Annotated in this window: 28 protein-coding genes and 1 riboswitch; of the genes, 27 read left to right on the top strand and 1 reads right to left on the bottom strand. The window is 40.2% G+C overall.

The window, feature by feature from the left end; all coding sequences use genetic code 11:
- Nucleotides 1–149: 149 nt before the first annotated feature.
- From GXK58_RS00770 to GXK58_RS00705, 14 genes are all read left to right on the top strand, one after another.
- The gene (locus GXK58_RS00770; protein WP_160718905.1) at nucleotides 150–1,160 is read left to right on the top strand and encodes a hypothetical protein; all 1,011 of its coding nucleotides are present in this window, start codon (nucleotides 150–152) and stop codon (nucleotides 1,158–1,160) included.
- Between the two features lie 33 nt (nucleotides 1,161–1,193).
- Nucleotides 1,194–2,294 (top strand): glycosyltransferase family 4 protein, encoded by a 1,101-nt coding sequence (locus GXK58_RS00765; protein WP_160718903.1) that lies wholly within the window; start codon nucleotides 1,194–1,196, stop codon nucleotides 2,292–2,294.
- The gene (locus GXK58_RS00760; protein ID WP_160718902.1) at nucleotides 2,291–3,073 is read left to right on the top strand and encodes a HipA family kinase; all 783 of its coding nucleotides are present in this window, start codon (nucleotides 2,291–2,293) and stop codon (nucleotides 3,071–3,073) included. Before GXK58_RS00765 ends, GXK58_RS00760 begins: the two co-directional genes overlap by 4 nt.
- A 274-nt stretch (nucleotides 3,074–3,347) precedes the next feature.
- On the top strand, nucleotides 3,348–3,857 hold the full coding sequence (locus GXK58_RS00755; protein WP_160718900.1) for a metallophosphoesterase family protein: 510 nt from the start codon (nucleotides 3,348–3,350) through the stop codon (nucleotides 3,855–3,857).
- Entirely contained in the window at nucleotides 3,850–4,101 is a 252-nt protein-coding gene (locus GXK58_RS00750) for a glutaredoxin family protein (RefSeq protein ID WP_160718899.1), read from the top strand. Before GXK58_RS00755 ends, GXK58_RS00750 begins: the two co-directional genes overlap by 8 nt.
- A 53-nt stretch (nucleotides 4,102–4,154) precedes the next feature.
- Nucleotides 4,155–4,264: riboswitch (TPP riboswitch) on the top strand.
- A 44-nt stretch (nucleotides 4,265–4,308) separates the two neighbouring features.
- Nucleotides 4,309–5,160 carry a hydroxyethylthiazole kinase gene (gene thiM / locus GXK58_RS00745; protein WP_160719734.1) on the top strand — a complete coding sequence of 284 codons (852 nt, stop codon included), beginning with the start codon at nucleotides 4,309–4,311 and terminating at the stop codon, nucleotides 5,158–5,160.
- Between the two features lie 14 nt (nucleotides 5,161–5,174).
- Nucleotides 5,175–5,984: a bifunctional hydroxymethylpyrimidine kinase/phosphomethylpyrimidine kinase gene (gene thiD / locus GXK58_RS00740; protein WP_160718897.1), complete on the top strand. Its 810-nt coding sequence runs from the start codon at nucleotides 5,175–5,177 to the stop codon at nucleotides 5,982–5,984.
- A complete protein-coding gene (thiE, locus tag GXK58_RS00735) occupies nucleotides 5,981–6,622 on the top strand; it encodes a thiamine phosphate synthase (protein ID WP_160718896.1) in 642 nt (213 codons plus the stop codon). The genes thiD and thiE overlap by 4 nt, the downstream gene beginning before the upstream one ends.
- A 5-nt stretch (nucleotides 6,623–6,627) precedes the next feature.
- Nucleotides 6,628–7,143, top strand: coding sequence for an energy coupling factor transporter S component ThiW (thiW, locus tag GXK58_RS00730; RefSeq protein ID WP_160718894.1), 516 nt, complete (start codon nucleotides 6,628–6,630; stop codon nucleotides 7,141–7,143).
- A gap of 29 nt (nucleotides 7,144–7,172) precedes the next feature.
- Nucleotides 7,173–8,453 carry an acetylornithine deacetylase gene (locus GXK58_RS00725; protein WP_160719732.1) on the top strand — a complete coding sequence of 427 codons (1,281 nt, stop codon included), beginning with the start codon at nucleotides 7,173–7,175 and terminating at the stop codon, nucleotides 8,451–8,453.
- Nucleotides 8,450–9,121, top strand: coding sequence for a thiaminase II (gene tenA, locus GXK58_RS00720; RefSeq protein WP_160718892.1), 672 nt, complete (start codon nucleotides 8,450–8,452; stop codon nucleotides 9,119–9,121). The genes GXK58_RS00725 and tenA overlap by 4 nt, the downstream gene beginning before the upstream one ends.
- A gap of 7 nt (nucleotides 9,122–9,128) precedes the next feature.
- Complete coding sequence (locus tag GXK58_RS00715) at nucleotides 9,129–9,866, top strand: ABC transporter ATP-binding protein (protein ID WP_160718891.1); 738 nt, start codon at nucleotides 9,129–9,131, stop codon at nucleotides 9,864–9,866.
- A complete protein-coding gene (locus GXK58_RS00710; protein WP_160718890.1) occupies nucleotides 9,853–10,626 on the top strand; it encodes an ABC transporter permease in 774 nt (257 codons plus the stop codon). Before GXK58_RS00715 ends, GXK58_RS00710 begins: the two co-directional genes overlap by 14 nt.
- Before the next feature lie 17 nt (nucleotides 10,627–10,643).
- Nucleotides 10,644–11,642, top strand: coding sequence for an ABC transporter substrate-binding protein (locus GXK58_RS00705; protein WP_160718888.1), 999 nt, complete (start codon nucleotides 10,644–10,646; stop codon nucleotides 11,640–11,642).
- Between the two features lie 50 nt (nucleotides 11,643–11,692).
- Here GXK58_RS00705 and GXK58_RS00700 read toward each other — a convergent pair whose 3' ends face one another.
- The gene (locus GXK58_RS00700) at nucleotides 11,693–12,421 is read right to left on the bottom strand and encodes a protein-glutamine gamma-glutamyltransferase (RefSeq protein WP_160718887.1); all 729 of its coding nucleotides are present in this window, start codon (nucleotides 12,419–12,421) and stop codon (nucleotides 11,693–11,695) included.
- A 241-nt stretch (nucleotides 12,422–12,662) separates the two neighbouring features.
- On the opposite strand from GXK58_RS00700, the gene GXK58_RS00695 reads away from it, so the two are divergent.
- The 13 genes from GXK58_RS00695 to GXK58_RS00635 all read left to right on the top strand — a co-directional run bounded on the left by GXK58_RS00695 (nucleotide 12,663) and on the right by GXK58_RS00635 (nucleotide 25,821).
- Nucleotides 12,663–13,634, top strand: a complete 972-nt coding sequence (locus tag GXK58_RS00695) for an aldo/keto reductase (protein WP_160718885.1) — start codon at nucleotides 12,663–12,665, stop codon at nucleotides 13,632–13,634.
- A 172-nt stretch (nucleotides 13,635–13,806) separates the two neighbouring features.
- The gene (locus GXK58_RS27675) at nucleotides 13,807–14,202 is read left to right on the top strand and encodes a DMT family transporter (RefSeq protein WP_160718884.1); all 396 of its coding nucleotides are present in this window, start codon (nucleotides 13,807–13,809) and stop codon (nucleotides 14,200–14,202) included.
- The gene (locus GXK58_RS00685; RefSeq protein ID WP_442862446.1) at nucleotides 14,108–14,698 is read left to right on the top strand and encodes a DMT family transporter; all 591 of its coding nucleotides are present in this window, start codon (nucleotides 14,108–14,110) and stop codon (nucleotides 14,696–14,698) included. Before GXK58_RS27675 ends, GXK58_RS00685 begins: the two co-directional genes overlap by 95 nt.
- Before the next feature lie 133 nt (nucleotides 14,699–14,831).
- Nucleotides 14,832–15,857, top strand: a complete 1,026-nt coding sequence (locus tag GXK58_RS00680; protein ID WP_160718882.1) for a LacI family DNA-binding transcriptional regulator — start codon at nucleotides 14,832–14,834, stop codon at nucleotides 15,855–15,857.
- A gap of 227 nt (nucleotides 15,858–16,084) precedes the next feature.
- Complete coding sequence (locus GXK58_RS00675; protein ID WP_160718880.1) at nucleotides 16,085–17,104, top strand: Gfo/Idh/MocA family protein; 1,020 nt, start codon at nucleotides 16,085–16,087, stop codon at nucleotides 17,102–17,104.
- Between the two features lie 153 nt (nucleotides 17,105–17,257).
- Nucleotides 17,258–18,040 (top strand): phytanoyl-CoA dioxygenase family protein, encoded by a 783-nt coding sequence (locus tag GXK58_RS00670; RefSeq protein WP_160718879.1) that lies wholly within the window; start codon nucleotides 17,258–17,260, stop codon nucleotides 18,038–18,040.
- 154 nt (nucleotides 18,041–18,194) lie between these two features.
- Nucleotides 18,195–19,505, top strand: coding sequence for an ABC transporter substrate-binding protein (locus tag GXK58_RS00665; RefSeq protein WP_160718877.1), 1,311 nt, complete (start codon nucleotides 18,195–18,197; stop codon nucleotides 19,503–19,505).
- 92 nt (nucleotides 19,506–19,597) lie between these two features.
- Nucleotides 19,598–20,464: a carbohydrate ABC transporter permease gene (locus GXK58_RS00660; protein ID WP_160718876.1), complete on the top strand. Its 867-nt coding sequence runs from the start codon at nucleotides 19,598–19,600 to the stop codon at nucleotides 20,462–20,464.
- Nucleotides 20,461–21,369, top strand: a complete 909-nt coding sequence (locus tag GXK58_RS00655; RefSeq protein ID WP_442862442.1) for a carbohydrate ABC transporter permease — start codon at nucleotides 20,461–20,463, stop codon at nucleotides 21,367–21,369. Before GXK58_RS00660 ends, GXK58_RS00655 begins: the two co-directional genes overlap by 4 nt.
- 214 nt (nucleotides 21,370–21,583) lie before the next feature.
- The gene (locus GXK58_RS00650) at nucleotides 21,584–22,414 is read left to right on the top strand and encodes a sugar phosphate isomerase/epimerase family protein (RefSeq protein ID WP_160718874.1); all 831 of its coding nucleotides are present in this window, start codon (nucleotides 21,584–21,586) and stop codon (nucleotides 22,412–22,414) included.
- Nucleotides 22,408–23,430, top strand: a complete 1,023-nt coding sequence (locus GXK58_RS00645) for a Gfo/Idh/MocA family protein (RefSeq protein WP_160718873.1) — start codon at nucleotides 22,408–22,410, stop codon at nucleotides 23,428–23,430. The genes GXK58_RS00650 and GXK58_RS00645 overlap by 7 nt, the downstream gene beginning before the upstream one ends.
- A gap of 33 nt (nucleotides 23,431–23,463) precedes the next feature.
- Entirely contained in the window at nucleotides 23,464–24,381 is a 918-nt protein-coding gene (locus GXK58_RS00640; protein ID WP_160718871.1) for an AraC family transcriptional regulator, read from the top strand.
- Between the two features lie 45 nt (nucleotides 24,382–24,426).
- Entirely contained in the window at nucleotides 24,427–25,821 is a 1,395-nt protein-coding gene (locus GXK58_RS00635) for a sulfatase family protein (RefSeq protein ID WP_160718870.1), read from the top strand.
- The last annotated feature ends 108 nt before the right edge of the window (nucleotides 25,822–25,929 follow it).

The following is a 25,929-nucleotide window of genomic DNA, read 5'->3' as shown; positions in this document are numbered from 1 at the left end:
TCTTTGTTCTTGATTTTGTCTCAACTCATCGGATGGTTTAAATAGACAAGCACCTATAAACGGATAACTAATAGTTAGTTATAGGGGATTGAAACCAACGATCGGCGATTCATGAAAATAGGTAAGAAAATAATGCTAGGAGGAAAAATGTGGATACCAAACAACTAGAGATGTGGATTAAAGGTATTAAAGTGCGGAATTTAGAAAATGCTGATGTAGAAGTAATACAGAACAATTCCCCGTTTGTAATGATCGGAAAAGGCCGTCAAGGGGCCGTCTTTCAAGTGCCGAAGGAAATATCAGAAGCTGATGCATGTGTCAAAGTTTTCGGTAACGTAGAAGACTGTGAACGGGAGTACTATGCCTTATCGCTCGGAAAAAATACTAATTTATTCCCCAAAGTATATGCCAAAGGCCGCCTCTATATCGCAATGGAATTAGTCCAGGGAATCGACCTGCGTGAATATCTTCAATCTCAGCCATTAACACATGAACTATCCTACAAATTAATAGAGATGCTAATTACGTTTAAAGCAATTGGCTTTCAGCGTATTGACCATCATAAACGGCAAATTTTCATCCAGCCTGATGGATACTTAAAGGTCATTGATGTGGCCAGAACTGTCTGGCGTGACCGTGTCTATCCATACCCGCGTAAGCTGTTAACATCCCTCGGAGAAAAAAATAAGGAAATATTCTTATCGCATGTTCAAGAAATGGCCCCTGATTTATATAAAGAATGGGAGCATTATATCCAAATGGAAGAAATGTCTCGATTTATCCTCGAAAACCTTCTTCCTGAGAGAGATGATCAAAAATTAAAGGAACTTTGCAAAAAATTGATAACAACCAACGATGAAAAACAATATATGTTACAGCTTGAAGGTCTTGTTCAAAAAGTATTCAAGGAAGAATGGATTAAGGTTATGCTGGCCCGAGGTGTTGATCCAGACAAGGTCATGAAAAAAATAGATGAATATTGGAAAAATCTTGAAAACCAGACTGAATCAGTTAGTGAAAGGGACCGGGATCAAGAATCTTCAGGCCGCCGTTACTCTGGAGAGACCAGCCGAGGTTCTACTAGACAGCAGTCTAGGAAGCGTTTTGAAGGGGAAAGATTTGAAGCAAATCCAAAGGGCGGTGTTAGAAGAAGATATTAACTTCAATAGATATCAAGAAGAGGAGAGTATTAAATGAAAGTACTAGTAATCTGGCGGCTTCTAACCGTTGGCGGTGTTAACGCTGGATGGAGGAATCGCTCGATTTATTTTAAAAAGCATGGCATTGAAACAGAGTTTCTTTACACCACAGACCATGGTGGACTTCACATTATGCAAGATGTCGCTAAGGTGTATCTTACAAAAGATGAGAAAAAAATAATAAAATTAATTAAGAAAAATAACTATGACGCTATCATCGTGGTGGATACAAGTGCAGCCTATAAATGGATACGAAAGGCCCAATTTAAAGGTCCTGTCATTATTGAAGCCCGTACTCCGGAACTGATCAAGCTCACACCGCACCTAAAATCCTTTAAGGGAATTGAACCCGAATTGATTGTTGTGCCCTCTAATTATCAAAAGCGCCTAGTCTCTATCCTAACAGATGAAATCCCAATCCAAGTGATTTACAACGGAGTCGACACATCCTTTTTCCGGGCGTTAGCTCCCGAAGAAATGGATGTAAGTTCAGATCCAATCCTACCTGATAATAAAAAAATTATCGGTTGGATTGGACGATTAGACAAACGAAAAAACTGGCAGATGTTAATCGAAATAGCCAAAAGAATGAAAGATTACCGGAGTGATATTGAAATATGGGTGATTGGAGGAGCACAAAGTGTTCAGCGCGAAGAGTTTAAGGCTGTCTGGGAAGAGGAGCAGCTAACAGACTTGATTAAATGGTTTCCTGTGATTCCCTATCAACAAATGCCGCATGTATATGCGAAAATCCGGCAATCAGGCGGCTGTACACTTGCGACAACGAAGACAGAATCCTTTGGTAATACATTTATTGAATCGATGATATGCGGGATTCCGGTTGTCGCATCGAAAATGATGCCAGTTACCGAGCTGGTGATAGACGGCGTAACGGGCCGGCTTTATCGTGGACAAAACGTAGATGATGCGGTCAACCAAATTAATAACATTCTAGATGACCCTATGAACCATCAGGAAATGTCACTATCGGCAATTGAGCACGTTAAACAGAATTTTGCGATAGAAAAAGTGGCAGAAGAATATATTCAATTACTTAAAAATTTAGGCAACAAAAATGGGGTGATGGGTTCATGATCACACCAGTACAATATATAAAAATGCTTGAGGGAAAATCAAATGCGCACTTAATCCATTTTAATGATGGAAAAGATTATGTTGTGAAATTTTTTCAGCCTGAGTTTGAGAAAACTTTGCCAAATGAGTGGGTTGGCTATTGTTTGGCCCGTTATTTAGGACTGCCTATTCCCTTTGCCAGGATTGTTGAAATTCCTGATAAGTTTTCTTCTCAAGTACCTGAACTGGCTAATCTCTCTCATACTCAATATCAATTTGCTTCGTTATATATGAAGAACTGCAAAGATGGTCATCAAGTAGAAAGTGACCCTGTCATTATTAATGATCAACCACTGGCCGGTATCATTCTATTAGACTATTGGCTGTGTAATCAGGACCGGACGCGGAAAAATATTTTGCTGAGGGAAAAGGAAAATGGCAGCTTTCACTTGTGGATGATTGATCAGGCGGAGATTTTTGGTACAAACAGCTGGCTTCGCTCCGATTTGGAGGATTTGCCGGTAGAGGTACTAAAAAGTGCAACCCACCAGATTATGGCACAAAATATTCGTGAGGAACAAATCTTTAAGGAATTTTTCGAACTCATTCAAACCATGCCCATTTATCTAATCGAGGAAATTGTTTCCGTCATTCCGGATGAATGGCTGGTTTCGCCAGAGGAAAGAAAGACCATTGTCACCACATTGGTCACGAGGCGAAGGAAAATTCTCCCTGAATTAATGAAGAAGTTTATTAAAAAGGTCTACCGGCCATTACATCAAAATAGTACAGATGAATGATTTTATGATATTTCCCGCAAAGGGATATAAAAATGGTTCTTCGAAACGAACGATATAGTTTGTGAAGTAATAAAACCTTGATATTTTTCAAGGTTTTATTGTTACAGACAATTTATTCTATAACAGAAAACGCTCCGACAAAATTAGGCGAAAAATGTCTGTTTATGCGCTTTCCCGAGGAATAAAAACACAGGAACCTTTAGAATTCAACAATACAAGAGGATTTGTTATATAATAATCGAAGAGTACACTATGATGAACGGGGTGGAAAAGAGTGAAAATTGTGATTATTTCCGATACCCATCTACCTAAACGGGCTAAAGGACTACCTGCAAGATTAACGGCGGAATTAAAAGATGCAGATTTAATTATTCATGCTGGTGATTGGCAGACAATCGACGTGTTCCATGAACTTCATACATATGGGAAAGTGGAAGGGGTCTTTGGCAATGTTGATGATGAAGAGATTAAGAAACATTTCCCCGAAAAAAGAATCATAGAGTTGAACGGATTTAAAATAGGGGTTACTCACGGGCATGGTAAGGGAAAAACAACAGAAAAGCGGGCTATTTTAGCTTTTACTGAAGATGAAGTCGATTGTATTATTTTTGGTCATTCACATATTCCTCTGAAAAAATATCAAAATGGGCTCCTGCTTTTTAACCCTGGTTCCCCGACAGATAAACGCCGTCAGAAGATGTATTCCTTTGGTATACTGCAAATAGGTGATACGATAGAGGCAGACCATATCTTTTTTTCTAATAAAGGAGTTACGAATGAATAAAACAGTGATTGTTTATACAACCAACGATTGCATTGAATGTACCATGGTTAAAAAGGTATTGACCGAAGAAGGAGTTCCCTTTGAGGTAAGAGATATCTCCAAAAATCCAACTTATCAAAAAGAAGTCGAGCAATACGGTTTTTTAGGAGTCCCGGTCACCGTACTGAATGACAGAGCAGTAAAGGGATTTACGAATGAGCTAAAGGAAATTATCGACATAGCTAAAAGTAAAGGTGTCAAATAAAAATTCTTTACAATGCTAGGAAATAGGGGTAAGATGAGTGTAATTTAATAACGAAGATCTACTAGGGGTGCCCTGTATTCAGGCTGAGAGAAAACGATTAAGTTTTTAACCCTTTGGACCTGATCTGGATAATTCCAGCGTAGGAAAGTAGTTAAGTGGGATATTTTGTTACGCAACGCAATCAAATCAAACCAAACCAGGTCCATTATGGGTCTGGTTTTTTTATTTTTTAAAAGAAAAGGGGAAAATAGGTTGGAAAAACATTACGTGTATGAAACGTTACAGAGAGTCAGAGATGTTAGCCCGCTTGTACATAATATTACCAATGTGGTTGTGACAAATTTTACCGCAAATGGACTGCTTGCCTTAGGTGCATCACCAGTTATGGCTTATGCCAGTGAAGAAGTCGCGGATATGGCAAGGATTGCAAGTGCATTGGTTTTGAATATCGGTACCTTAAATGCACAGAATGTGTATAGCATGATTATCGCAGGGAAAGCAGCGAATGAGCAGGGCGTTCCCGTCATTTTTGACCCGGTAGGAGCAGGTGCTACTCCTTATCGAACGGATACTGCCCACAAAATAATGAATGAAGTGAAGGTTGCTGTGGTTCGCGGGAATGCGGCAGAAATCGCAAATGTCATTGGTGAAAAGTGGGAAATCAAGGGTGTTGACGCAGGGGAAGGCAATGGAGACAAGGTCGAACTTGCTGTGAAGGCAGCTCAAAAAAGTGGCAGCGTAGTGGTGATCACCGGAAAAGAGGATATCGTTTCGGACGGTGCAACCACCTATGTCGTATCTGGCGGACACCCTCTTTTAACGAAAGTAACAGGAACTGGCTGCTTATTAACCTCAGTCATCGGGGCTTTTGCTGGAGTAGAAAAAGATGTGCTCCGGGCAGCGGTTTGCGCTTTAGCTTATTACGGGGCTGCTGCGGAAAAGGCGGCAAAGAAAACGGCTGAAGCGGGACCAGGCAGTTTCCAAATTGAATTTTTAAATCAATTAGCACTTATAAATGAAGAAGATATTACTGCGAGTGTGTCTATCAAAAAGATTTAACGGAGGTTTTTAAGATGTATAAAGCATTAACGATTGCCGGCTCAGACAGCGGCGGCGGGGCTGGTATTCAGGCTGATTTGAAGACATTTCAAGAATTGGAGGTCTTCGGGATGTCAGCGATTACGGCAGTGACTGCGCAAAATACCTTGGGTGTTCATGGGGTTTATCCGATGACACCGGAAGCGATTGTTCAACAAATGAACGCAATCGGGGAAGACCTCGGCACAGATGCCCTTAAAACAGGGATGCTGTTCAGTTCGGAGATTATTGAAGCTGTTTCCGGGCAAATCCGCAAATTTGGATGGGAGAATCTTGTTGTCGATCCAGTGATGATTGCCAAAGGCGGTGCCTCTTTACTGCTGCAGGAAGCGATTGTTGCCATGAAGACCCATCTATTACCCTTGGCAAAAGTGATTACTCCTAATATTCCAGAGGCAGAGGTTCTAACAGGGATGTCGATTAGGAGTGCCGAGGATAAAAAGGAAGCTGCTTTAAAATTGGTTGAACTGGGCGTTCATACGGTTGTCATCAAAGGCGGACATGATAAAGATGATACATCTTCAACAGATTTATTGTATGATGGTTCGGAGTTTCATACGTTTACGAATAAACGGATTCCGACAAAAAACACCCATGGGACCGGTTGTACTTTCTCAGCAGCAGTGACGGCTGAACTGGCGAAAGGTGCTTCGGTTTATGATGCGGTCTTAACGGCGAAAGAGTTTATTCAGGCGGCAATCGAGGATGGGATTGATGTTGGTCATGGTCATGGACCGACAAACCATGGGGCGTTACGGAAAAGAAGGGAGCTCGGAAATCGATGAACAACCTGAGAGAAGCTTTAAAAGTTTATTTTATTATGGGCAGTCCTAACTGCCTTAAAGAACCAGCGGAAGTATTAAAAGAAGCAATAGCGGGCGGTGTGACTATTTTCCAATTCCGTGAAAAAGGGCAAGGGGCCCTTACCGGTGCGAAAAAATATGAACTGGCTCGACAACTGCAGCTCATCTGCAAAAACTATCAAATTCCATTCATCGTCAATGATGACATTGAACTCGCAATGGAGCTGGATGCAGATGGTGTACATATTGGACAAGAGGATGAGCCAGTAAAAGTGGTACGTGAAAGAATTGGTGGCAGCAAAATCCTAGGTGTTTCCGTCCATACCCCAGAAGAAGCCGAGACCGCACGCAGCGAAGGGGCTGATTATTTTGGCATTGGCCCAATCTATCCCACAAGTACAAAGGATGACGCCAAACCTGTACGGGGTACAGAGTTAATCGAAATCCTCCGTCAGCAAGGTAACACGATGCCAATCGTTGGAATCGGCGGAATTACAAATGAAAACGCAGCCGCTGTCGTAAAGGCCGGAGCCGATGGTGTTTCAGTCATTACGGCAATCAGTCATGCAGACTCACCGTATGAAGCGGCAAAAAAATTAAAGAATAGTGTGGAGGGCTAATAAACATGAATAAAACGTATAAGCTGACATTAACGGCGATGATGGTTGCAATTGGCACAATTACTAGTAATCTCGTAGCTATACCGATCGGGTTTACAAAGGTATTCCCAATGCAGCACTTTTTAAACGTTTTATCAGCTGTTCTTTTAGGCCCTTATTACGCGGTTGCTCAGGCCTTTTTGGTATCACTGATCCGCAATTTAATGGGAACAGGTTCCATCTTTGCTTTTCCTGGCAGTATGGTAGGAGCCCTGCTGGCGTCCCTATTATTTTTAAAAACTAAAAAGATCTATCTTGCGTTTGTTGGTGAAGTCATCGGGACAGGAATTCTTGGAGCGCTTGTTTCCTATCCGATTGCTACCCTGTTACTTGGACAGAAAGCAACGCTGTTTGGGTTTATTCCGCTATTTATTTTCAGCTCTTTTGCAGGCGCACTGCTGGGATTTGTAGTTTTAACCGTATTTTTAAGGAAGAAAGTTTTAGTGATGAATGATAATCAGACTCCTGCAATAAAAAACTAGGGTGTGTGTGAAAATTGAACGAAGAATTAATGGGAAGAATAACGGGGGAGATTGAGGCGAGAAAGGGAGAACTACTAGAGCTGTTGACAGATCTTGTTGCTTTTCCAACCGTCAGCCCTCCCGCACGTAATACGAATGATGTTCAAGAGTTTATTAAAGGGTATCTCGAAGAGTTAGGTTTCACGACGGATAAATGGGATGTTTACCCTGGTGATCCCAATGTGGTCGGAATCTTAACGGGTGAATCACCAGGGAAGTATAATAGCTTAATTGTCAATGGACATGTCGATGTGGCCGAGGTTGGAGATACGAAAGAATGGAGCGCCTCCCCATTCGAAGCCCAACAAATGGATGGCTATATTTATGGACGGGGCGTTGCCGATATGAAGGGCGGCATTGCTGCATCCCTTTTTGCCATTAAACTATTAAAAGAAATGGGTATTACCCTTAAAGGCGATCTTCAATTTCAATCTGTGATTGGGGAAGAGGTGGGTGAAGCCGGTACGCAAGACTGTGTCGAACGAGGTTACCGCGCGGACTATGCGGTAGTGGTTGATACGAGTGATTTACATATTCAAGGACAAGGCGGCGTCATTACTGGCTGGATTACGATTGAAAGTAAAGACACCTACCATGATGGAATCCGCCGGAAAATGATTCATGCGGGCGGAGGGGTAAAAGGAGCCAGTGCGATTGAAAAAATGATGAAGATCATTGCCGGCCTGCAAGAACTCGAGCGTCACTGGGCTGTTACGAAAAGTGATCCAGGATTCCCGCCAGGTACCAACACGATTAATCCTGCGGTCATTGAGGGAGGCAGACATGCGGCGTTTGTAGCTGATCGCTGCGCTTTATGGGTAACGGTCCATTTTTACCCGAATGAAGATTACGAAGAAGTGATCCGTGAAATTGAACAGCATGTCCTTGCCGTTGCCACTGCGGATCCTTGGCTTAGAGATAATCCTCCACAGTTTGTCTGGGGAGGAAAGTCAATGATTGTCGACCGCGGAGAAATTTTTCCTTCATTAGAAATCGACCCTGACCATCCTGGTACAAAGCTGTTAGCGAACTCCTATGAAGAAGCGTTGCGAGAGGTTCCAACAGTCGGAATGTCCACAACGGTAACCGACGCAGGCTGGCTCGGTCGTGCCGGAATTCCAACCGCGATATTTGGACCGGGAAAATTAGAGGACGCCCATGCCGTCGATGAAAAGCTGGAAATCCAGCAGCTGTTTGATTTTACAAAGGTTCTGGCTACTTTTATCGCCGAGTGGTGCAACACCGAGAAGGGGGACAAACCAACAGCATGAAATTTTCTGAGCGACTTTTTGATAAAGTAAGTGATATATGGGAGAAAACCCACCAGCATCCATTTGTTGTTGGTATGGGGATGGGGGACCTGCCAGTTGAGTCCTTTATTCGCTACATGAAACAAGATTACGTGTACTTAATTGACTATTCGAAGCTGTTCGCTATTGGAGCGGTGAAGGCGAGGGACATCGAGACAATGGCAGCATTCGCCAAGCTCCTGCATGAAACCTTGCATGGAGAAATGGATCTGCATCGACAATATGCCTCAAGATTTGGAATAACGAATGAACAGCTGGAAGAAACGAAACCAACTCCGATTAATATAGCTTATACCAGTTACATGTTAAAGGTTGCACAAAATGGTTCATTAGAAGAATTGATTTCGGCATTATTACCATGTATGTGGAGCTATTGGGAGATCGGCAAAATGTTAGCTAAGGACTATCAAGGTGCTAGCAGCCACTATCTATATGGTGAATGGGTAACCATGTACGCTTCTGATGAGTTTGGCGCCCTGGCCCAGTGGCTGATCAACCTATTAGATCAGTTAACCGATGGAAAGCCTGAATGGGAGTTAGCGGTCCTTGAAGAACATTTCCTAACTACTTCCCGTTTTGAATACATTTTCTGGGATATGGTTTATCAGGGGGGCGAGTGGCCTGTCTAATTCGTCCATGTTACAAATCAATGATCTTTCGTATTCATTCGGTCCTGGTAAGCCAATTTTTGAAAAGATTTCACTTGATGTAAAAGCAGGAGAATTTGTATCCATCATTGGGGCGAGTGGTTCTGGAAAAAGTACACTATTTAAATTGGTGAATGGGCTGCTTGAACCGGATCAGGGACAAATTTTGATTAACGGCGGAAAAACTGGCAAGCGGTTAGGCAGTGTCGGCTATATGCCGCAAAAAGACCTGCTTTTACCATGGAGAACGGTCAACGAAAATGTGCTGCTTCCCTTGGAAGTCACAAAGGGAAATAAGAAAACGAAGTTACTGGAAGTAAGAGAGTGGCTGGCTCGTTTTGGGCTGGCTGATTATGAAGATGCGTATCCTAATGAACTGTCGGGAGGAATGCGGCAGCGTGCCGCCTTTTTACGAACGCTGATGACAGGAAAAGACCTGTTATTATTGGATGAACCGTTTGGTGCACTTGATTCGATGACGAAACGGAACATGCACAGCTGGTTATTAGGATTATGGGGCGAGCTGCAAAAGACGGTCCTGTTCATTACCCATGATCTAGAAGAAGCTATTCTTTTAAGCGACAGGATTTACGTTCTTAAAGTAGATGGAATTCAAGAATGGAAGGTTAATTTGCCGAGACCGAGAAGTTCAGAACTAATTTATCAAGAAGAATTTATCAGGATGAGAAGAGAACTGGAGTGGCTGATTCAACATGAAAACAACTAGATTTAAAAAATGGACAAGCGATTACGGTTTATTTTTAATTGTGATCATCCTCCTGATCAGCCTCTGGCAATGGGTGGTGAATCGAGGACTCATTCCAGCCTTTATTTTGCCATCACCTTCAGCGATTTGGGGATCATTAATAGAAAACCGTGAGCTGCTGTTTGAAGAACATTTGCCAGCCACACTGAATGAAGTACTGATTGGGTTTGCGATTTCTGTTGCTTGCGGCACACTTCTAGGAATCGGCATGCACTTTTCACGTCCGTTAGAGAAGGTGCTTTATCCGTTCCTAGTTATTTCTCAAACGATCCCGCTGATTGCGATTTCTCCGATTTTTATCATGTGGTTTGGGTATTCCATTTGGAGTAAGATCGCCGTCACCATTTTAATAGCATTTTTCCCTATTGTTGTAAGTACCTATGATGGGTTGAAATCGGGTGGTCAAGAGTATCGTGAATTATTGTTAACGATGGGGGCGAACCGCTGGACGATTTTTAAAAAAATTCAGGTGCCTATGGCCCTGCCGTCATTTTTATCAGGATTGAAAATGTCGGTTGTGTATTGTGTCACAGGGGCAACGATTGGCGAATGGCTTGGGGCGAGCCAAGGACTGGGGTACTTCAGCCGGCGCATGTCTGGGAGCTTGCAGGCAGATGCTGTGTTTGCTGCTATTTTTCTATTATCTTTACTTGGTATTATCTTATTTTTATTAATCAGTTTTATTGAAAGACAATTATTGAAAAATAAATACCACATCTAAGAGGGGAAGTAAGTAAAATGAAAAAGGTTTCAATAATCATACTAGGTTTGATGCTGCTAGTGTTAAGTGCTTGCGGGAAAAATGACGACAGTGCTGCCGAAAAGAAAGGCGATCAGAAGCTTGAAAAAGTGACATTGATGCTAGACTGGTATCCGAACGCTGTCCATTCGTTCCTTTATGCAGCCGAGGAGAAGGGTTATTTTAAAGAACAGGGCCTAGATGTTAACATCGAAATGCCGGCAGATACAAATGATCCGCTAAAACTAGTGGCAGCAGGCCAAATTGATATGGCGTTAAGCTATCAGCCACAGGTACTTGTCGCTCGCGGCGAAGATATTCCCGTTCAATCGTTTGGTGCCATTGTGCGTCACCCGCTTAATCAATTGATGGTGCCGGCTGATAGTGCGATCAAATCACCTAAGGACTTAGCAGGTCAAACGATTGGTTATCCATCGATTCCTTTGGATGAAGCAATTGTACAAACGATGGTAAAGTCTGATGGGGGAGATGCTTCAAAAATTAAGATGGTCGATGTTGGCTGGGATTTAATTCCTGCCATGGCAACAAAGAAAACAAATGCCCTTATCGGCGGTTATATTAACCATGAAAAATTGCTGCTTGATAAAGAAGGCCATCCAATGCGTACCTTAAATCCTGCTGATTATGGTGTACCTGATTATTATGAATTAGTTCTAGTCGGCAGTGAGAAGGAACTAAAGGCAAAGCCTGATGTGTTTAAGAAGTTTATGACAGCAATTGGAAAAGGTCAAAAATATGTTCAGGACCACCCGGAAGAGGGCTTGTCAATTTTACTTAACCATGAAGACAAATCATCGCCTTTAGAAAAGGACATTGAGACCAAGAGCTTAGAAATTCTCTTGCCGCTCATGGACGCAAAGGACCAATCATTCGGCTACCAAGACCCGCAAACCTGGGATCATGTCGCCAAATGGTTAATTGACAACAAAGTAATCAAATCGGGTGTCAAAGCAGAAGACGCATTCGTCAACTTTTAAACTGTGAATAGATAAAAAAAGGTGACAGGCACCACCCTTGGTGGTGCCTGTCACCGATATAATGTTTGGTAGTGTGGTCGTGTTATTAAATTCATTAGGTAAGCTGAATTCTTTGGATTCGGCTTTCTTTTTTTGTTTAGGAAGTTGATGATGGTGTTGGCACTTTGAATACCTACGCCATGACCGTAGTAACTGTCATCGCCAAAGTAGATCACATTTTCAGCACGCCAATGAGGCTGTTTAGGATCAAAGTCAGGGTTGTTAAAATGTAAAACGTCTCCAGGCAGAAACTCATCACTATAAAATTGATAAATAGGAAGATCTTCATCAAATTGCCAATCCATTAAGTAAAGCCTGTCAAATAGTGCATCAAACTGTTGGCGCCCAATTGAATAAAGGGTTGCGAGATATAATACAATTGCAATGCCAGTGGAGCATTCAGTTGCATATAGCTTCCCGTTTTTGAGGATATCCAAAATACCTACAGACGGACTCACTCCTTCCTTTAGTAAGAATCCTCCGTTCATTAACCGATCCCAATAGGTTTTATTACAAAATGCATAAGTGAAAGTCGTAAACTTTATACCGCTTTTGTTCAATTCGCGGGCTGCTTTCATCGTATTCGTACGAAATAGAAGTTCAAATTTAAGCTGATTGAGCGTTTGATACTCAAATGTGGAATAATATTTAGCCATTAAGTTAAGAATCTTTTTTTCTTCTGGTTTGGTAATTCCTTTAAGGTCTCCAGGTTCGGCAATCTGATGATTGATCTTTATCATTGGAACCCTCCCAAATACAAATATCGATTCCTTCTAAAGTATGAAACTTCAATAAAATATATTTGTTTATCATGAAATTTACTGTGGCATAGTGCAATTTTTGCTATGAACAAACGGTGTCAATCTTGTTCTAGGTAAAAAAAGGCAATATGGTTGAATTATAAAGATATATATCATACTCTTAAAAAAAGTATTATAAGTGGACTGTTACCATTCGTATTTTTTGAGGGGGGATTGGGTAATGATGAGACGGAAGAAAATAATAGGGACTGATTTGTTAAGTTCATCACTTTCACTCGGTGGTGTGGCATTGGGAAGTAAGTTAAATGAGGAAGAATCTTTCAAATTAATGGACTACTACGTTGAGCACGGAGGCAATATGATCGATTCCGCACAGGTATATGCAAATTGGCTTCCAATTGAATCAAGTATTAGTGAAATAACCATTGGCAAATGGATGAAATTAAGAAATAATCGGAATCAAATGATTGTGACAACTAAAGGGGCTCATCCGTATTTGGAGTCAATGGATATTCCCCGGTTAAATTCGCAGGAAATTATTAAGGATATTGATGAAAGCCTAAGAAGGCTTCAAGTTGATACGATTGATTTATATTGGCTGCACCGGGATGATCCCAATAAAAGTGTCGGGGAAATTCTTGAAACACTAAATGAACAGGTTAAAGCGGGGAAAATCCGCTATTATGGCTGTTCCAATTGGACAACAGAACGTAGCGTAAAATCCCAGGAGTATGCATCCGGGCATGATATACAAGGCTTTTCGGGAAACCAAATGATGTGGAGTCTTGCAGCAGCTGACCGATTAAAATTGGCAGATCCAACTCTTGTCATTATGGATAAGGAAATGAAGCAATTTCATCTAGCAACAGGGTTATCGGCAGTTCCCTATTCATCCCAAGCACAAGGCTTATTTTCCAAACTCGATTCAGGCAGTCTAACTTTCAATGAAAGTCAAATAATGCCTCTATATTACTCAGATAAAAATCGTAACAGACTAGAACGAGTCCGAAAGATGGCGATCGATCATTCACTCTCAATTACCCAAGTGGTGTTGGGCTATCTTTTATCACAGCCGTTTTCTACCATCCCTATTATCGGCTGCTATATGGTCGAACAATTAGATGAGTGTCTGCTAGCGGATATGGTTCACTTTACCAAAGATGAATTGGAATTTTTGGAGAATGATGTTTAAAGAATCCCAAAAGTATTACTTGGGATTTTTATATTTTAGGTGAGATTTTTTCATTAAAATTGTCTGTTTTGACCAAGAGTGTGGTTAATCCAACAAGGTATAATACGAATATATCTGGCTTGGTATCGTCAATAGCCTTATAATTTAAAACAGAAAAGGATGATATTCTGATATGGGAATACAATTACTTTTACTAAGTACGTTGATGTGGAGTTTTGTTAGTATATTTGTGAAAGCAGCTTCGTTTTCACTGGACAGCTATACGATTACGTTTTTTCGCTTTTCATTGGGAGTCGTTTTTTTGCTTTTATTTATTTTTATCAGTAAGACTAAATTCAAGATTACATGGAAGTCGAAATGGATTTGGTACGGAGTAGTTGGAAAAACCATCAACTATCTCTTTGAAAATTATGGTGTTTCAATTGGACATGCGTATGAACAGATTCTTGTCATTCCTTTTTATTACTATTTTCATGTTGCTCTTTTCTGTTTTTTATTTCAAAGAAAAAACAACTTACCTCTCTTTGATATCGGTAGCATTTTGTGTATTAGGTATCTCTCTGATTAGTATGAACGGTCTTACCATGAGCAAATTATTAGAGTTTGATTTTTATTTAACACTCATATTTGCAATATCTGCTTTGGGTGCTTGTTTTCATTTTGTCAGTCAAAAAATATTAATTGAAAAAATGAATGCCACTGATATGAATCTATCAATCTTCCTATGGTGCAGTCTGGTTACTACGGTTCCAGTTCCGTCTCAGTTCCAATTGCAAGGGGAATTTAATGCTATCTCTGTTTTATCCTTGACTGGTTTAGGCTTTATTACAGGCATAAGTTTCTTGATTTATGCAAAAGCATTAAAACAAGTTTCATTCATGGTCGCATCTATACTCGGTAATGCCAGCATTATATTTACTCTATTTTGGTCATGGTTATTTTTTAAAGAACCAATTACCATTTATATTGTTATCGGATCATTGTTATTTTTAGTAGGTATGTTTGTATTAGCCTTACCTGGAGCAAGGGTGTCAAAGCCTAAACAAATCGCAAATGTCAGTTAATTTAGTAACGCTTACATTTGTAATTTTCTAACTAATTTAAATATTTCGATTGACAAAGACTATTCAGATAATTTACTATAAGTTTAAGGCTAAAACGTTATAGTTAAACGTTTTAGCTAAAAAGGAGACTCTCATGACGAGTATTAAAGAGATTGCAAAGATAGCCGAAGTTTCCGTTGGGACAGCCTCATTCGTTTTAAACGGAAAAGGAGATCAAATGAGGATTTCCAAGATGACACAGGAAAGAGTTTTAAAAATAGCAAAGGAATTAGGCTACACTCCTAATATTTCTGCACGTCGTCTCCGTAGCAGTGACGAAAAAGTTCTCCCTGTTATAGCGATGCTTTGGACCAAAAATGCTCGTTCTACTCTTATCAAGCGATTCTTGGATGGCATTCAAGATAAATCATCCTCGAGAGAGCAAAATAGGGAGTTTGAGCTGTTGATCCAGCCATATGAAAATGGCCATTTAAATAAAATAAGCAGTTTAAAGACAGGGACTCGTTTTAACGGGGCTATCATTGTAGGTGCTACGGAAGCGGACATGGATTATTTAGAGACTAATGATGTAAATGTCCCAATTGTTTTTTATCAAAGAAAATCGAACAAATTTAGTACCGTTTATGCGGATAGCTTTAGGGCAGGAGAAAATGTTGCCGATGTTTTTATGAAAAAGGGCCATCGAAAAGTAGGGTTAATGGTTCCAAGATTATCTAACCAGGCTGTTACTCTGAGAAAAGAAGGCTTTGTTAGTCGTGTTACCGAGCATTCCTTGGAACTTTCCTCCGATAATATTTTAATAGGAAGCTTTTCCGAAGAGGGAGGTTATCAATCTGTTAAGGAATGGTTAACTACCAAAAAAGAATTACCAACCGCAATCTTCTCTTTATGTGATGAAATGGCAGTAGGAGCATTATCTGCTTTCCATGAAGAAGGAATTGGAATTCCTGAGGATATTGAAATGATTAGTCATGATGATTATGAAATTACCAAATTTACGATTCCAGCTTTGTCGACTGTTCATTTACCAGTTGAAGAAATGGCAGCCCAATGTATGAGGACCTTGCTTGATTTGATAGAAAAACGGGCAAAAGCGCCGATTCATTCAACTTTTGAATCCCCAATTGTCTTTCGGAAAAGTTGTGAAGCCCCCTCATAAACCAAGAAAATGGGGGGGGAGTTTGGCTAATGCTAAAACGTTATAGCAAATATAGCAAAATTTATATTTTCGGCATTGGAGGATGGGATACTAAGGTATCCAGAGAAAAGTGGTCGACCAGTTAAGAATTCTAACCCAAACGCTTAATTATATCTTACATAAACCAGTAATCGAAAAAACTTAGTTTACTATCATGATACCTTACAAGAATAGAAGGGAGTTTGAAAATGCTGAAGGTAGCTGTAGTAGGAGTCAATAACATTGGAAAAATTCATTGTAAGACCTACAGTGAAAATCCGGATGTCAAGCTAGTGGCTGTATGTGATCTTGTCCAAGAACGAGCAGAACAAATGGCTGGCCAGTATGGTATAAAATATTTTACTGATATGAAAACCATGCTGGAGAACGAAGAAATAGATGTAGTAAGTATTGCTACAGCCGGCGAAGAAAATGGAGGCCATCATTATTTGCCCGCGATAATGGCCATTGAAGCAGGAAAGGATATCCTGGTCGAAAAGCCTATATCCAATAATATCAAAGATGCCAGAGAAATGGTCCGAATGGCTGCGGAAAAAAATGTCCGCTTGGCATGCAATTTAAATCATAGCTCAGTCCCAGCAGCTTATAAAGGGAAAGAATTAATAGAAAAAGGAGAATTAGGACAGTTACTATTTTTAAATATGAAGCTGGCGATTCAAAATGTGAAAGAAGCAACTCCTTGGTTCCATATGCGTGCTCTCCATCCACATTCGATTGATGTCTTGCAATACTTCGGAGGAGAAATCAGACGTGTGCAGGCTTTTATGACAAAGGCACCTGGCCGTAGTAGCTGGTCAACCGCATCGATTAATCTTGAATTTGCTTCAGGTGCAGTAGGACATCTAACAGGAAGTTATGATGCTTCTAGACGTCATCCAATTGAATATTGTGAGGTGGCTGGGAATAAGGGGAGATTTGTCATTGACAATGTATATGAGAACTTGACTTTCTATCCTCATCAAAGTGATGAGCTATTAGTCATACGCAATTCAATCATGACTGGGGTAGGCAGTTTTAATCAAACCTTTAAGAATCGTCTTGATTGTTTCATTAAAGAGGTAAAAGAAGGTGTGGCGCCAGATAAAATTCAAGCATCTGGAGCTCATGCATTAGCCTGCCAGGAAGTAATTGAAGCTGCAATACGGTCTCAGATGGAAAATGGAGCTGTCATCGAAGTACCGAGAGTAAGGGTGGAGGCTGTGAAATAAATTATAGAAAAAATGCCCGGAAAAATATTAATTCGGGTACACCCTGAAAGGTGGTGGGACAGCAGTATTTTATATCCATATTCAAGAACAGTCCATTCGTCACCTTCAATGGTCCTTACTTTACAATAATGAAAGAATATAAGGGGAGATTAAATGGATATTACAATGACTGCCAACCAAATTGAGTTTTATCGGAAGAATGGCTTTATACAAATTAATAACATTTTGACAAAAGAAGAACTCGATGAGTTGAGACAGTATGTGGACGAATCAATGGAAGACCACAATCCATTGGCGCGAGAATCTCCAGATCGGAGCGCTTATTTTCGAGTTCTAAATCAAAAGGTCAATAGTTGGCGGGATCATGCCGGAATGTCAAAGTACAGCTTCCACCCCCGTTTCTCTAATATAGCCCTGCAATTGACCGGAGCAAATGGAATTCGATTCTTCCATGATCATATTCTTTTTAAGATGCCAGGTGATTCCAAACCTACTCCATGGCACCAAGACTTTCCCTATTGGCCAATGAATGAACCTGGTGCACTGTCTATTTGGATTACACTTGATGATGTAAACGAAGAAAACGGCTGCATGATGTTTGTTCCAGAGTCCCATAAGGCAGGAAAGTTCCAACCAATCAATTTGGCAGAGCCTGAAGATTTGTTTCAATTTTCAAAAAATACAGAGGTGAATAAACAGACGCCAGTCATTTGTCGATTAAAGGCAGGAAGCTGCACGTTTCATGATGGCTTGACTTTTCATTATGCGCATGCAAATCAGACAAACAGACCAAGGCGGGTTTTAGCCATTATTTTTTACCCTGAGGATACCACTTTTAGCGGTAAGAATCATATCGTCACCAATGAACTTGAATTGCAGGAGAATCAACCGATTAAAGGCAGATTATTCCCGTTGCTTGCAAGAACAGCGGACTGATTAAGATATCTGTTCATTCGTTGTGTCCTTGTAAAATTCAGAACATTCAGATGTATATTGATTTTTGAAAACGATCGCATCTTAGAGGATCTATACATAAGGCTTTAGAATGAAGAAAGTAATTATGGTGTGATCAATCTAAGGGGGAAAGAAAATGAAAGCGTTTAAAATGAAATTGGCTAAAGTTATGGCAACAACAGTAGTACTTGGAACCATTTTGGCTGGCTGTAGCAGCGGGGAAAAAGCATCCTCCGAAAAAGATGGACAGGTTACACTGACAATTGGGATTTCTGATACTTCTAATACTCCAGGTTTTAAGGCGGTAGTAGCGGAAATTGAAAAAGAATTAAATATTAAAACAGAAGTTGAAATTCGCCCCGGCGGTCCTGAAGGAGAAAATATTGTTAAAACGAGGCTGGCAACAGGCGAAATGACGGATCTGATTGTATTCAATTCGGGATCGCTTTTGAAGACAATCAATCCAGAGCAAAACTTGGTTGATTTATCGAAGGAGCCTTTTATGGATACAGTTATGGATACCTTTAAAGGGACAGTTTCCGATAAAGATAAAGTATGGGGGGTACCATTTAATACAACCTCAGCAGGAGCATGGCTCTATAATAAAAAAGTTTATGAGAAATTAGGTCTATCTGTTCCGAAAACTTGGGCTGATCTGATGGCGAACAATGAAAAAATTAAACAAGCCGGCATTACTCCTGTGATAGGATCTTTCGGTACAAGCTGGAACTCCCAGTTAATTCTCCTTGCAGACTACTATAATGTCCAGGCATTAGAACCGAATTTCGCTGAAGACTTTACGAACAACAAAGCAAAATTTGCCAAAAGTCCTGCTGCATTACGAGGATTCGAGAAGCTCGAAGAAGTTTATAAAAAGGGCTTTATGAATAAAGACTTTAACACCCTTACCTATGATCAAGCCATTCAGATGTTAGTAGAGGGCAAAGGAGCGCAATGGCCAATGTTATCATCTGCTCTGGCAACAATGGAAGAGAAGTTTCCTGATAAAGTGAACGATATCGGAATATTTGCCCAGCCAAGTGATAAAGCAGATGTAAACGGTTTAACTGTGTGGATGCCAAGTGGTATCTTTATTAACAGCAAGTCAGAAAAGATTGAAGCTGCTAAAAAGTGGATAGAATTTTACATTTCTGAAAAGGGTCTTGCAGCCTATGCATCTAAATCGAAAGCTGTTGGTCCAAGCGTAATCGAAGGTTCAAAAGTTGCCGACGATGCATACGAAGCGGTTAAAGATATGCAGCCATACTTCGATGAAGGAAAAGTTGCTCCAGCCCTTGAATTCGTCTCACCTGTAAAAGGTGCTAACTTGCCACAAATTGCTGCAGAAGTTGGCGGTGGAATCACAAAAGCCAAAAAAGGTGCAGAAATGTACGATAAAGACGTTGAGAAGCAGGCAGTACAGCTAGGACTTCCGGGTTGGAAATAAAATGGGTTCTCATGTAGATCTTTCTTAGTCAGAAAGAGAACTCTGCTGTAAACGCAGGGTTCTCATTTCTACGGATATAAGGAGTGATGAAAATGACGAAAATCAACAAGCATATGTATTCTTATTTCTTTATCATACCAGCAGCGATCATTTATACTGTACTTTTTTTATCACCAACCATCATGTCATTTTTCTTTAGTTTAACAAGATGGACACTAATAGATTGGGAATTTATCGGCCTTGATAATTTTAAACAATTTTTCTCTGAGCCATCTTTAATGATCGGGTTTAAAAACACATTAATTTATGCCTTCTTAACATGTGGCATTAAAGCGGTCCTTGGCCTTCTGCTGGCAGTATTCCTATGTTCGAAAATCAGGAATAAAAATCTCCTCAGGTCTGTTGTTTTTTTTCCGACCCTTCTAAGTACCATTGCCGTTGGGGTTGTCTTCAGTGCAATGATGAATCCTACGACCGGAATTATTAATAAGGGGCTTGATGCAATTGGAATTACTGGACCCAATTGGCTAGGTGACGCCTCGATTGCACTATTTTCTGTAATCTTAGTAGATGTGTGGAAAGGAGTTGGAATTGCAACTGTAATCTTTATTGCAGGAATTATGGCTATTCCTGTCGAGTATTATGAAGCACATAAAATTGATGGCGGAAATTCTTTTCAAGAATTCTTACATATTACATTACCGCTATCCCGTCCAGCGTTGAATACGGTCATCATTCTTGCTCTTATCGGTGGTCTGCGTACATTTGACTTAGTATGGGCGATGACTGGCGGCGGACCAGGATTCTCCACTGACTTGCTTTCTTCAATTATATATAAGCAATATGCTGGCGGGTTTTATGGTCTAGCTACTGCAGGAAACGTACTCTTGTTCCTATTCGTCGGTATAATTGCATTTCCTATCTCCAAATTACTTAATCGGAAAGAGGTGGATCTATGAGCCTGGGAATCAAGCAAGAAGGTGCAGAAGTATTGGGACAGTCCTATAACATTGAAACCAATTCTACAGTTATGAAAAAAAAGAATTTCAAACTGCTATCGATTGAAGTATTTGCTGTTTTTGCAGCTATTGTACTATTTGGCATTCCGTTTTACTTTGTCATTATTAACTCGTTTAAAGATGTTTCAGAATCCGCAGCTCTTAGTCTTGCCTGGCCAAGTAGTTTTCATATCCTTGAAAATTATCGGGCGGTATTGACCGCTAATAATGGAATGGTGCTAAGGGCATTTTTTAATAGTTCTCTCATTACGGTTTTATCTATTACAACGATGATTTTTGTATGCTCAATGGCCGCGTTTGTACTTGAAAGAAGAAAGGGAAAGCTTTCTGGTTTTTTTAATTCAATGGTCTTGGTAGGATTAATGATTCCTCCTGCGATAGTTCCAACGATTTGGGTGCTTCAAACTACTGGATTATTTAAAACTTTTCCCGGCATTGTCCTACTTGAAACGGCACTTCATTTTGCATTTGCATGCATGCTTTATAAGGCTTTTATGTCCACGATTCCAAGGGAACTGGACGAAGCAGCTCTTATGGACGGGTGCAGTTCGTTCAAACTGTATTTTAACATCATTCTTCCACTCTTAAAGCCTGTTACATCAACGATTATTGTTTTATCATCGATTCAAATTTATAACGATTTTGAAAATATGTTATATTTCTTCCCTGGTGCAGAAAATGCAACCGTTCAGTTGACCCTTTATAATTTCAAGGGAATGTATGGAACACAATGGAATCTGCTATTTGCTGATGTATTACTAATTTCAATTCCTCCACTAATCCTATTTATTTTCTTTAATAAAAAAATAGTTGCAGGTATGACTGCAGGCGCGGTTAAAGGGTAAGAGGCGATCTGAAAGACTGGGCATAACCTGGAACTTTCAAAAGTAAGGTTCCGAGTCCATTAAGAAGCTTACAAATGTCCGCATTGACCATGTGCATGGCGAAATAAACCAAGAATAAAGAACTGAAATGTTCTATTCTTAATTTGTAAGCGATTTCTCACCGTGGTTTTCAACCAAATAAAAATATAATCATATTTATAGGAGGAAGATTGATATGAAATTAGGTGTAAATTCAGTTTTATTCGGAGGATATGATTTAAAAACAGCAGTGGAATACATTAAATTTACTGGATACCAGGGGATTGAGCTTGCCTCTATCGTTGGTATGGCTGAGCATTTGAGCGATACAGCGAGTGATGCTGAGTTAAAAGAGATTTATAAACTAGTAGGAGAAGCTGGCTTAGATCTTTATTGTGTCGAAGCAGCAACCAACATCTTAATTCCAGAAAATCGGGAACGGACAAAAAGAGTTTTTGAAAGAGCTGCAAAACTAGGAATTCCAATGGTGACTGTTGGAAGCTCAGGTGTGTCTGACGATGAAGAAAAAACAGTGGAAAGCATTAATGCCATTGAAGAATTGGCTCATGCAGCTGGTGATTGCGGCATTCGTTTCGCCTTAAAGCTTCATTATGGACAAAGTATTTACAATACAAAGACAGCTCTTCGCCTTATGGAAGAAGTAAAACATCCGGCGTTAGGATTAAACCTTGATGCTACACATGTTGGCCGTGTTGGTGATAACCCAATCGCTGCTATTGAGGCACTTAAAGATTATATCATTCACGTACATATTCGTGATACGTTTATTGAACAATTAAAAATTGCTGAACCAGAGTTTCAAATTGCCGGCAGAGGAACTACTCCGTTGAAGGGGGTTGTTGATAAGATGGTTGAAATCGGTTATGAAGGAGCAACCGTTCTTGAGATCATCGGTGCCAAAAATTACGAGCTGCCAAAAGTGGCTGCAATCGCTGCAGAAAGCCATGGTTATTTAAGTAGGTTGTTCCAGGAAGCAAATGAAAAGAGGGGGAATGTAGTATGCTAAAAGTTGCTGTTGTGGGTGTAGGAAATATCGGAAAAATTCATTGTCGTTATTATAGTCAAAACCCAGATGTTAAGTTGGTTGCTGTTTGTGACTTAATTGAAGAAAGAGCATTAGCTATGAAGGAACTGCACGGTGTTAAGGCTTATACGGACATGAAAACAATGCTACAAAATGAAGAGATTGATATTATCTCAGTTGCTACTGCAGGAGAAGAAAATGGTGGTGACCATTTTGCACCAGCTGTTATGGCGATTGAAGCTGGCAAGGATGTTCTAGTAGAAAAACCGATTTCTAATAATATCGAAGAAGCCAGAGAACTTGTTCGTTTAGCTGCTGAGAAAAATGTCCGTTTAGTATCAAACTTGAATCACCGCTTCGTTCCTGCTGCTTATAAAGGAAAGGAACTGATTCAAAAAGGCGATCTCGGTACTCTCTTATTTTTAAATATGAAGCTGACCATTCAAAATCCGAAGGAAACAAGCCCGTGGTTCCATCTTCGTGCTTTGCATCCTCACTCAATTGATGTGTTGCGTTATTTTGCAGGCGATATCACTCGTGTACAAGCGTTTATGACCAAAGCTCCAGGACGCAGCATCTGGTCTACTGCTTCTATTAATCTGCAATTCGAATCAGGAGCAGTTGGTCACTTAACAGGCAGCTATGATATGGCAGGCCGCCATCCAATCGAGTACTGTGAAGTGGCTGGTAATAAAGGAAGATTTGTAATCGATAATGTCTATGAAAACTTCACATTCTATCCACATCAAAGTGATGAACTCCTTGTACTTCGAAATTCTATCATGACTGGCGTGGGCAGCTTTAATGAAACCTTTAAGAACCGACTTGATCATTTCATTAAACAAGTGAAAGAAGGGGTAGCACCTTCTGAGATCGAAGCTTCCGGTGCAGACGCACTTGCTAACCAGGAAGTGATTGAAGCTGCCATTCGATCTCAACTTGAGAATGGTGCTGTAATCGAAGTTCCAAAAGTAAAAAAGGGAATTTTACAAAGCTAAAAACGTTGTTTCGCTAGAAAGGGGATCAATGGATTGAGAATTAGAAGCAGTCAATATATGAATGAAAAGGAATTTCCGTTTTGTATCCGCTCCTTTACTCATACTGAGGACAACATGCCGCCCGTTCATAGCCATGACTTTGTAGAATTGGTTTATATAGCTGATGGCGAAGCGAAGCATAGTTTTGAAGGGGAGCTGTATGATATTTCTGCAGGGGATGTCTATATTATTAATCCTGGGGAAGTACATACATATGTAATTCAGCCAGGAAATAAATTGGAAATCATCAATTGCTTGTTTATGCCTAGCTTTATTGATGAGTCCTTACTTAAGGAACTGGGAATTTCCGATTCGATGGACTACTTTTATGTTCACCCCTTTCTAGATAATAATGAACGCTTTCATCATGGATTGAATTTACGTGGGCAGGATGCAGCAGATGTATTGGCTCTATTAAATAGAATGGCAGAAGAGTACAAAGGTTTACGAAAAGGCTATTCAACTTTAATTCGACTGCAGTTAATACAGTTACTTGTTCAATTATCAAGAATCTATGAGGAGCAAATACATTATAAAGAACCGACTTTTGTGCGTCATCAGGAAAGAAGAATACTCGTGCAAAGAATATGTGGATATTTGGAAAGACACTATCATCAAAAACTAACGCTAGCCATTCTTTCAGATTTATTTAATATAAGTTCCCGGCATTTAAATCGGATATTTAAAGAAGAAACTGGAAAAACAGTGATCGAGGCACTTCATGTTATACGAATAGAACGGGCGAAGCACCTGCTGATTGATTCGGATGATAAGGTAATTAGCATCGCAATGGAAGTTGGATACGATGACCCTGCGTTTTTCACCCGGCTGTTTTCCCGAAAAGTAGGTGTCTCACCAGGGAAGTATCGTGGAGAAAGTATCAATAATATTGTGGAAAGTTTAGTGAATTAGGGGATCTCGAATTTAATTTATAAATAAAGGAGGAGAATGGAAACTATGAAAAAACCTAATGTTATCTTATTCGGTATTGATAGTTTAAGAAGGGATTTCATGAGTAGTTATGGTTACCACCGCTTGACTACTCCTCATATTGATAAAATTGCGAGTGAAGGTGTTCTTTTTGAAAATCATTTCAGTCCAAGTATCCCGACAACACCCGCTTATGCAGCGATGCTGACTGGCATGGATTGTTTTGGGACTGATGTGGTTGCGCTGCGCCATGAAGGTCCACTTGGTGGCCATGTTAAAACGCTTGCTGAAATACTGGGGGGAAATGGTTACAATACAACATGTGTTGGTTTCACTGGTAACCCATCGTCTAGGGGATTTGATCATTATCTTGACTACGAGGCATGGATTCCTGATGAGACAGGACGTTGTCCTAAAGCGGAAAATTTGAATGCAGTTGCTATTCCTGAATTAAAGCGTTTGGCAGGGGAGGAAAAACCATTTTTCCTATTTCTTCGTCATATGGATCCACATTCGCCATATCTTCCTCCACGTCCTTTTGAGAGGATTTTCTATGATCAAAATGAATTTGATCCGGAAAATAAGTCAATGGACCCTGTATATAATTTTAAACCACATGCTGATTTCATGAAATCTTGGATTCCTAATGGAGTTACGGATGAGAAATATGTATGTGCCCAATATGAAGGTGCCATCGCTTATATGGATATGTGCATCCAAAATATCTTTGCTTCACTGGAAGCCCTTGGAATTGAAGAAGAGACATTGATTGTCATCACTTCTGATCATGGTGAGACACTATACGAACATGATTGTTATTTTGATCATCATGGATTATATGACAACATTTTAACCGTTCCGCTTATTCTGAAATTCCCTGGTAAGGTTCCAAAAGGAAAAAGATACCCAAATGTCACCATGATTCAAGATATTACACCTACAATCCTTGAATTGTTAGAGATCCCTACTGATATTCAATTCAATGGACAAAGTCTTGTCAGTGTCACTAAGGGAGAAGAGGCTAAAAGGATCACTGAGTTTTACATCACCGAGTGTACCTGGATGAGAAAACATGGCTGGCGCACTCCGGAATGGAAGTTGATCCAGGCGTTAGAGCCAGATTTCCATTTCAAACCAGAAATTGAACTATATAATTTAATAGAGGACCCAAAAGAGAACAATAATGTAGCAGACAAGCATCCAGATGTAGTGGCACTGCTTCAGGAGAAGATGGAAAATTATATTGCTGGTCGTGAGCAGCAAACTGGCAGAGTTAATCCAATGTATACGAATGTGAATTACCATGGGAAGGGTGGAGGTCCAATAAAATCCTCCGAAGAGGCCTATGAAAAATTGTACCTTGGCACATTAAGAAGTGCCAGAGGGCTGCAAGAAAAGGAAAAAGAAATACAGAAGCAGTAATATTAGAGAAGAACAGGTAGAGAGAGTGCTCAAAATCATTTTGACACTCTTTTTCATATTTTACTTTTTTAAGCCAGACAATAATAACCTATCCGAGGAGCGGATAGG

The sequence above is a fragment of the Bacillus sp. USDA818B3_A genome (assembly GCF_009928415.1).
In the GTDB taxonomy this organism is placed as follows: domain Bacteria; phylum Bacillota; class Bacilli; order Bacillales; family Cytobacillaceae; genus Neobacillus.
The sequence above is the reverse complement of the archived record's forward strand: the minus strand, read 5'-3'. Positions and strand labels throughout refer to the sequence as shown.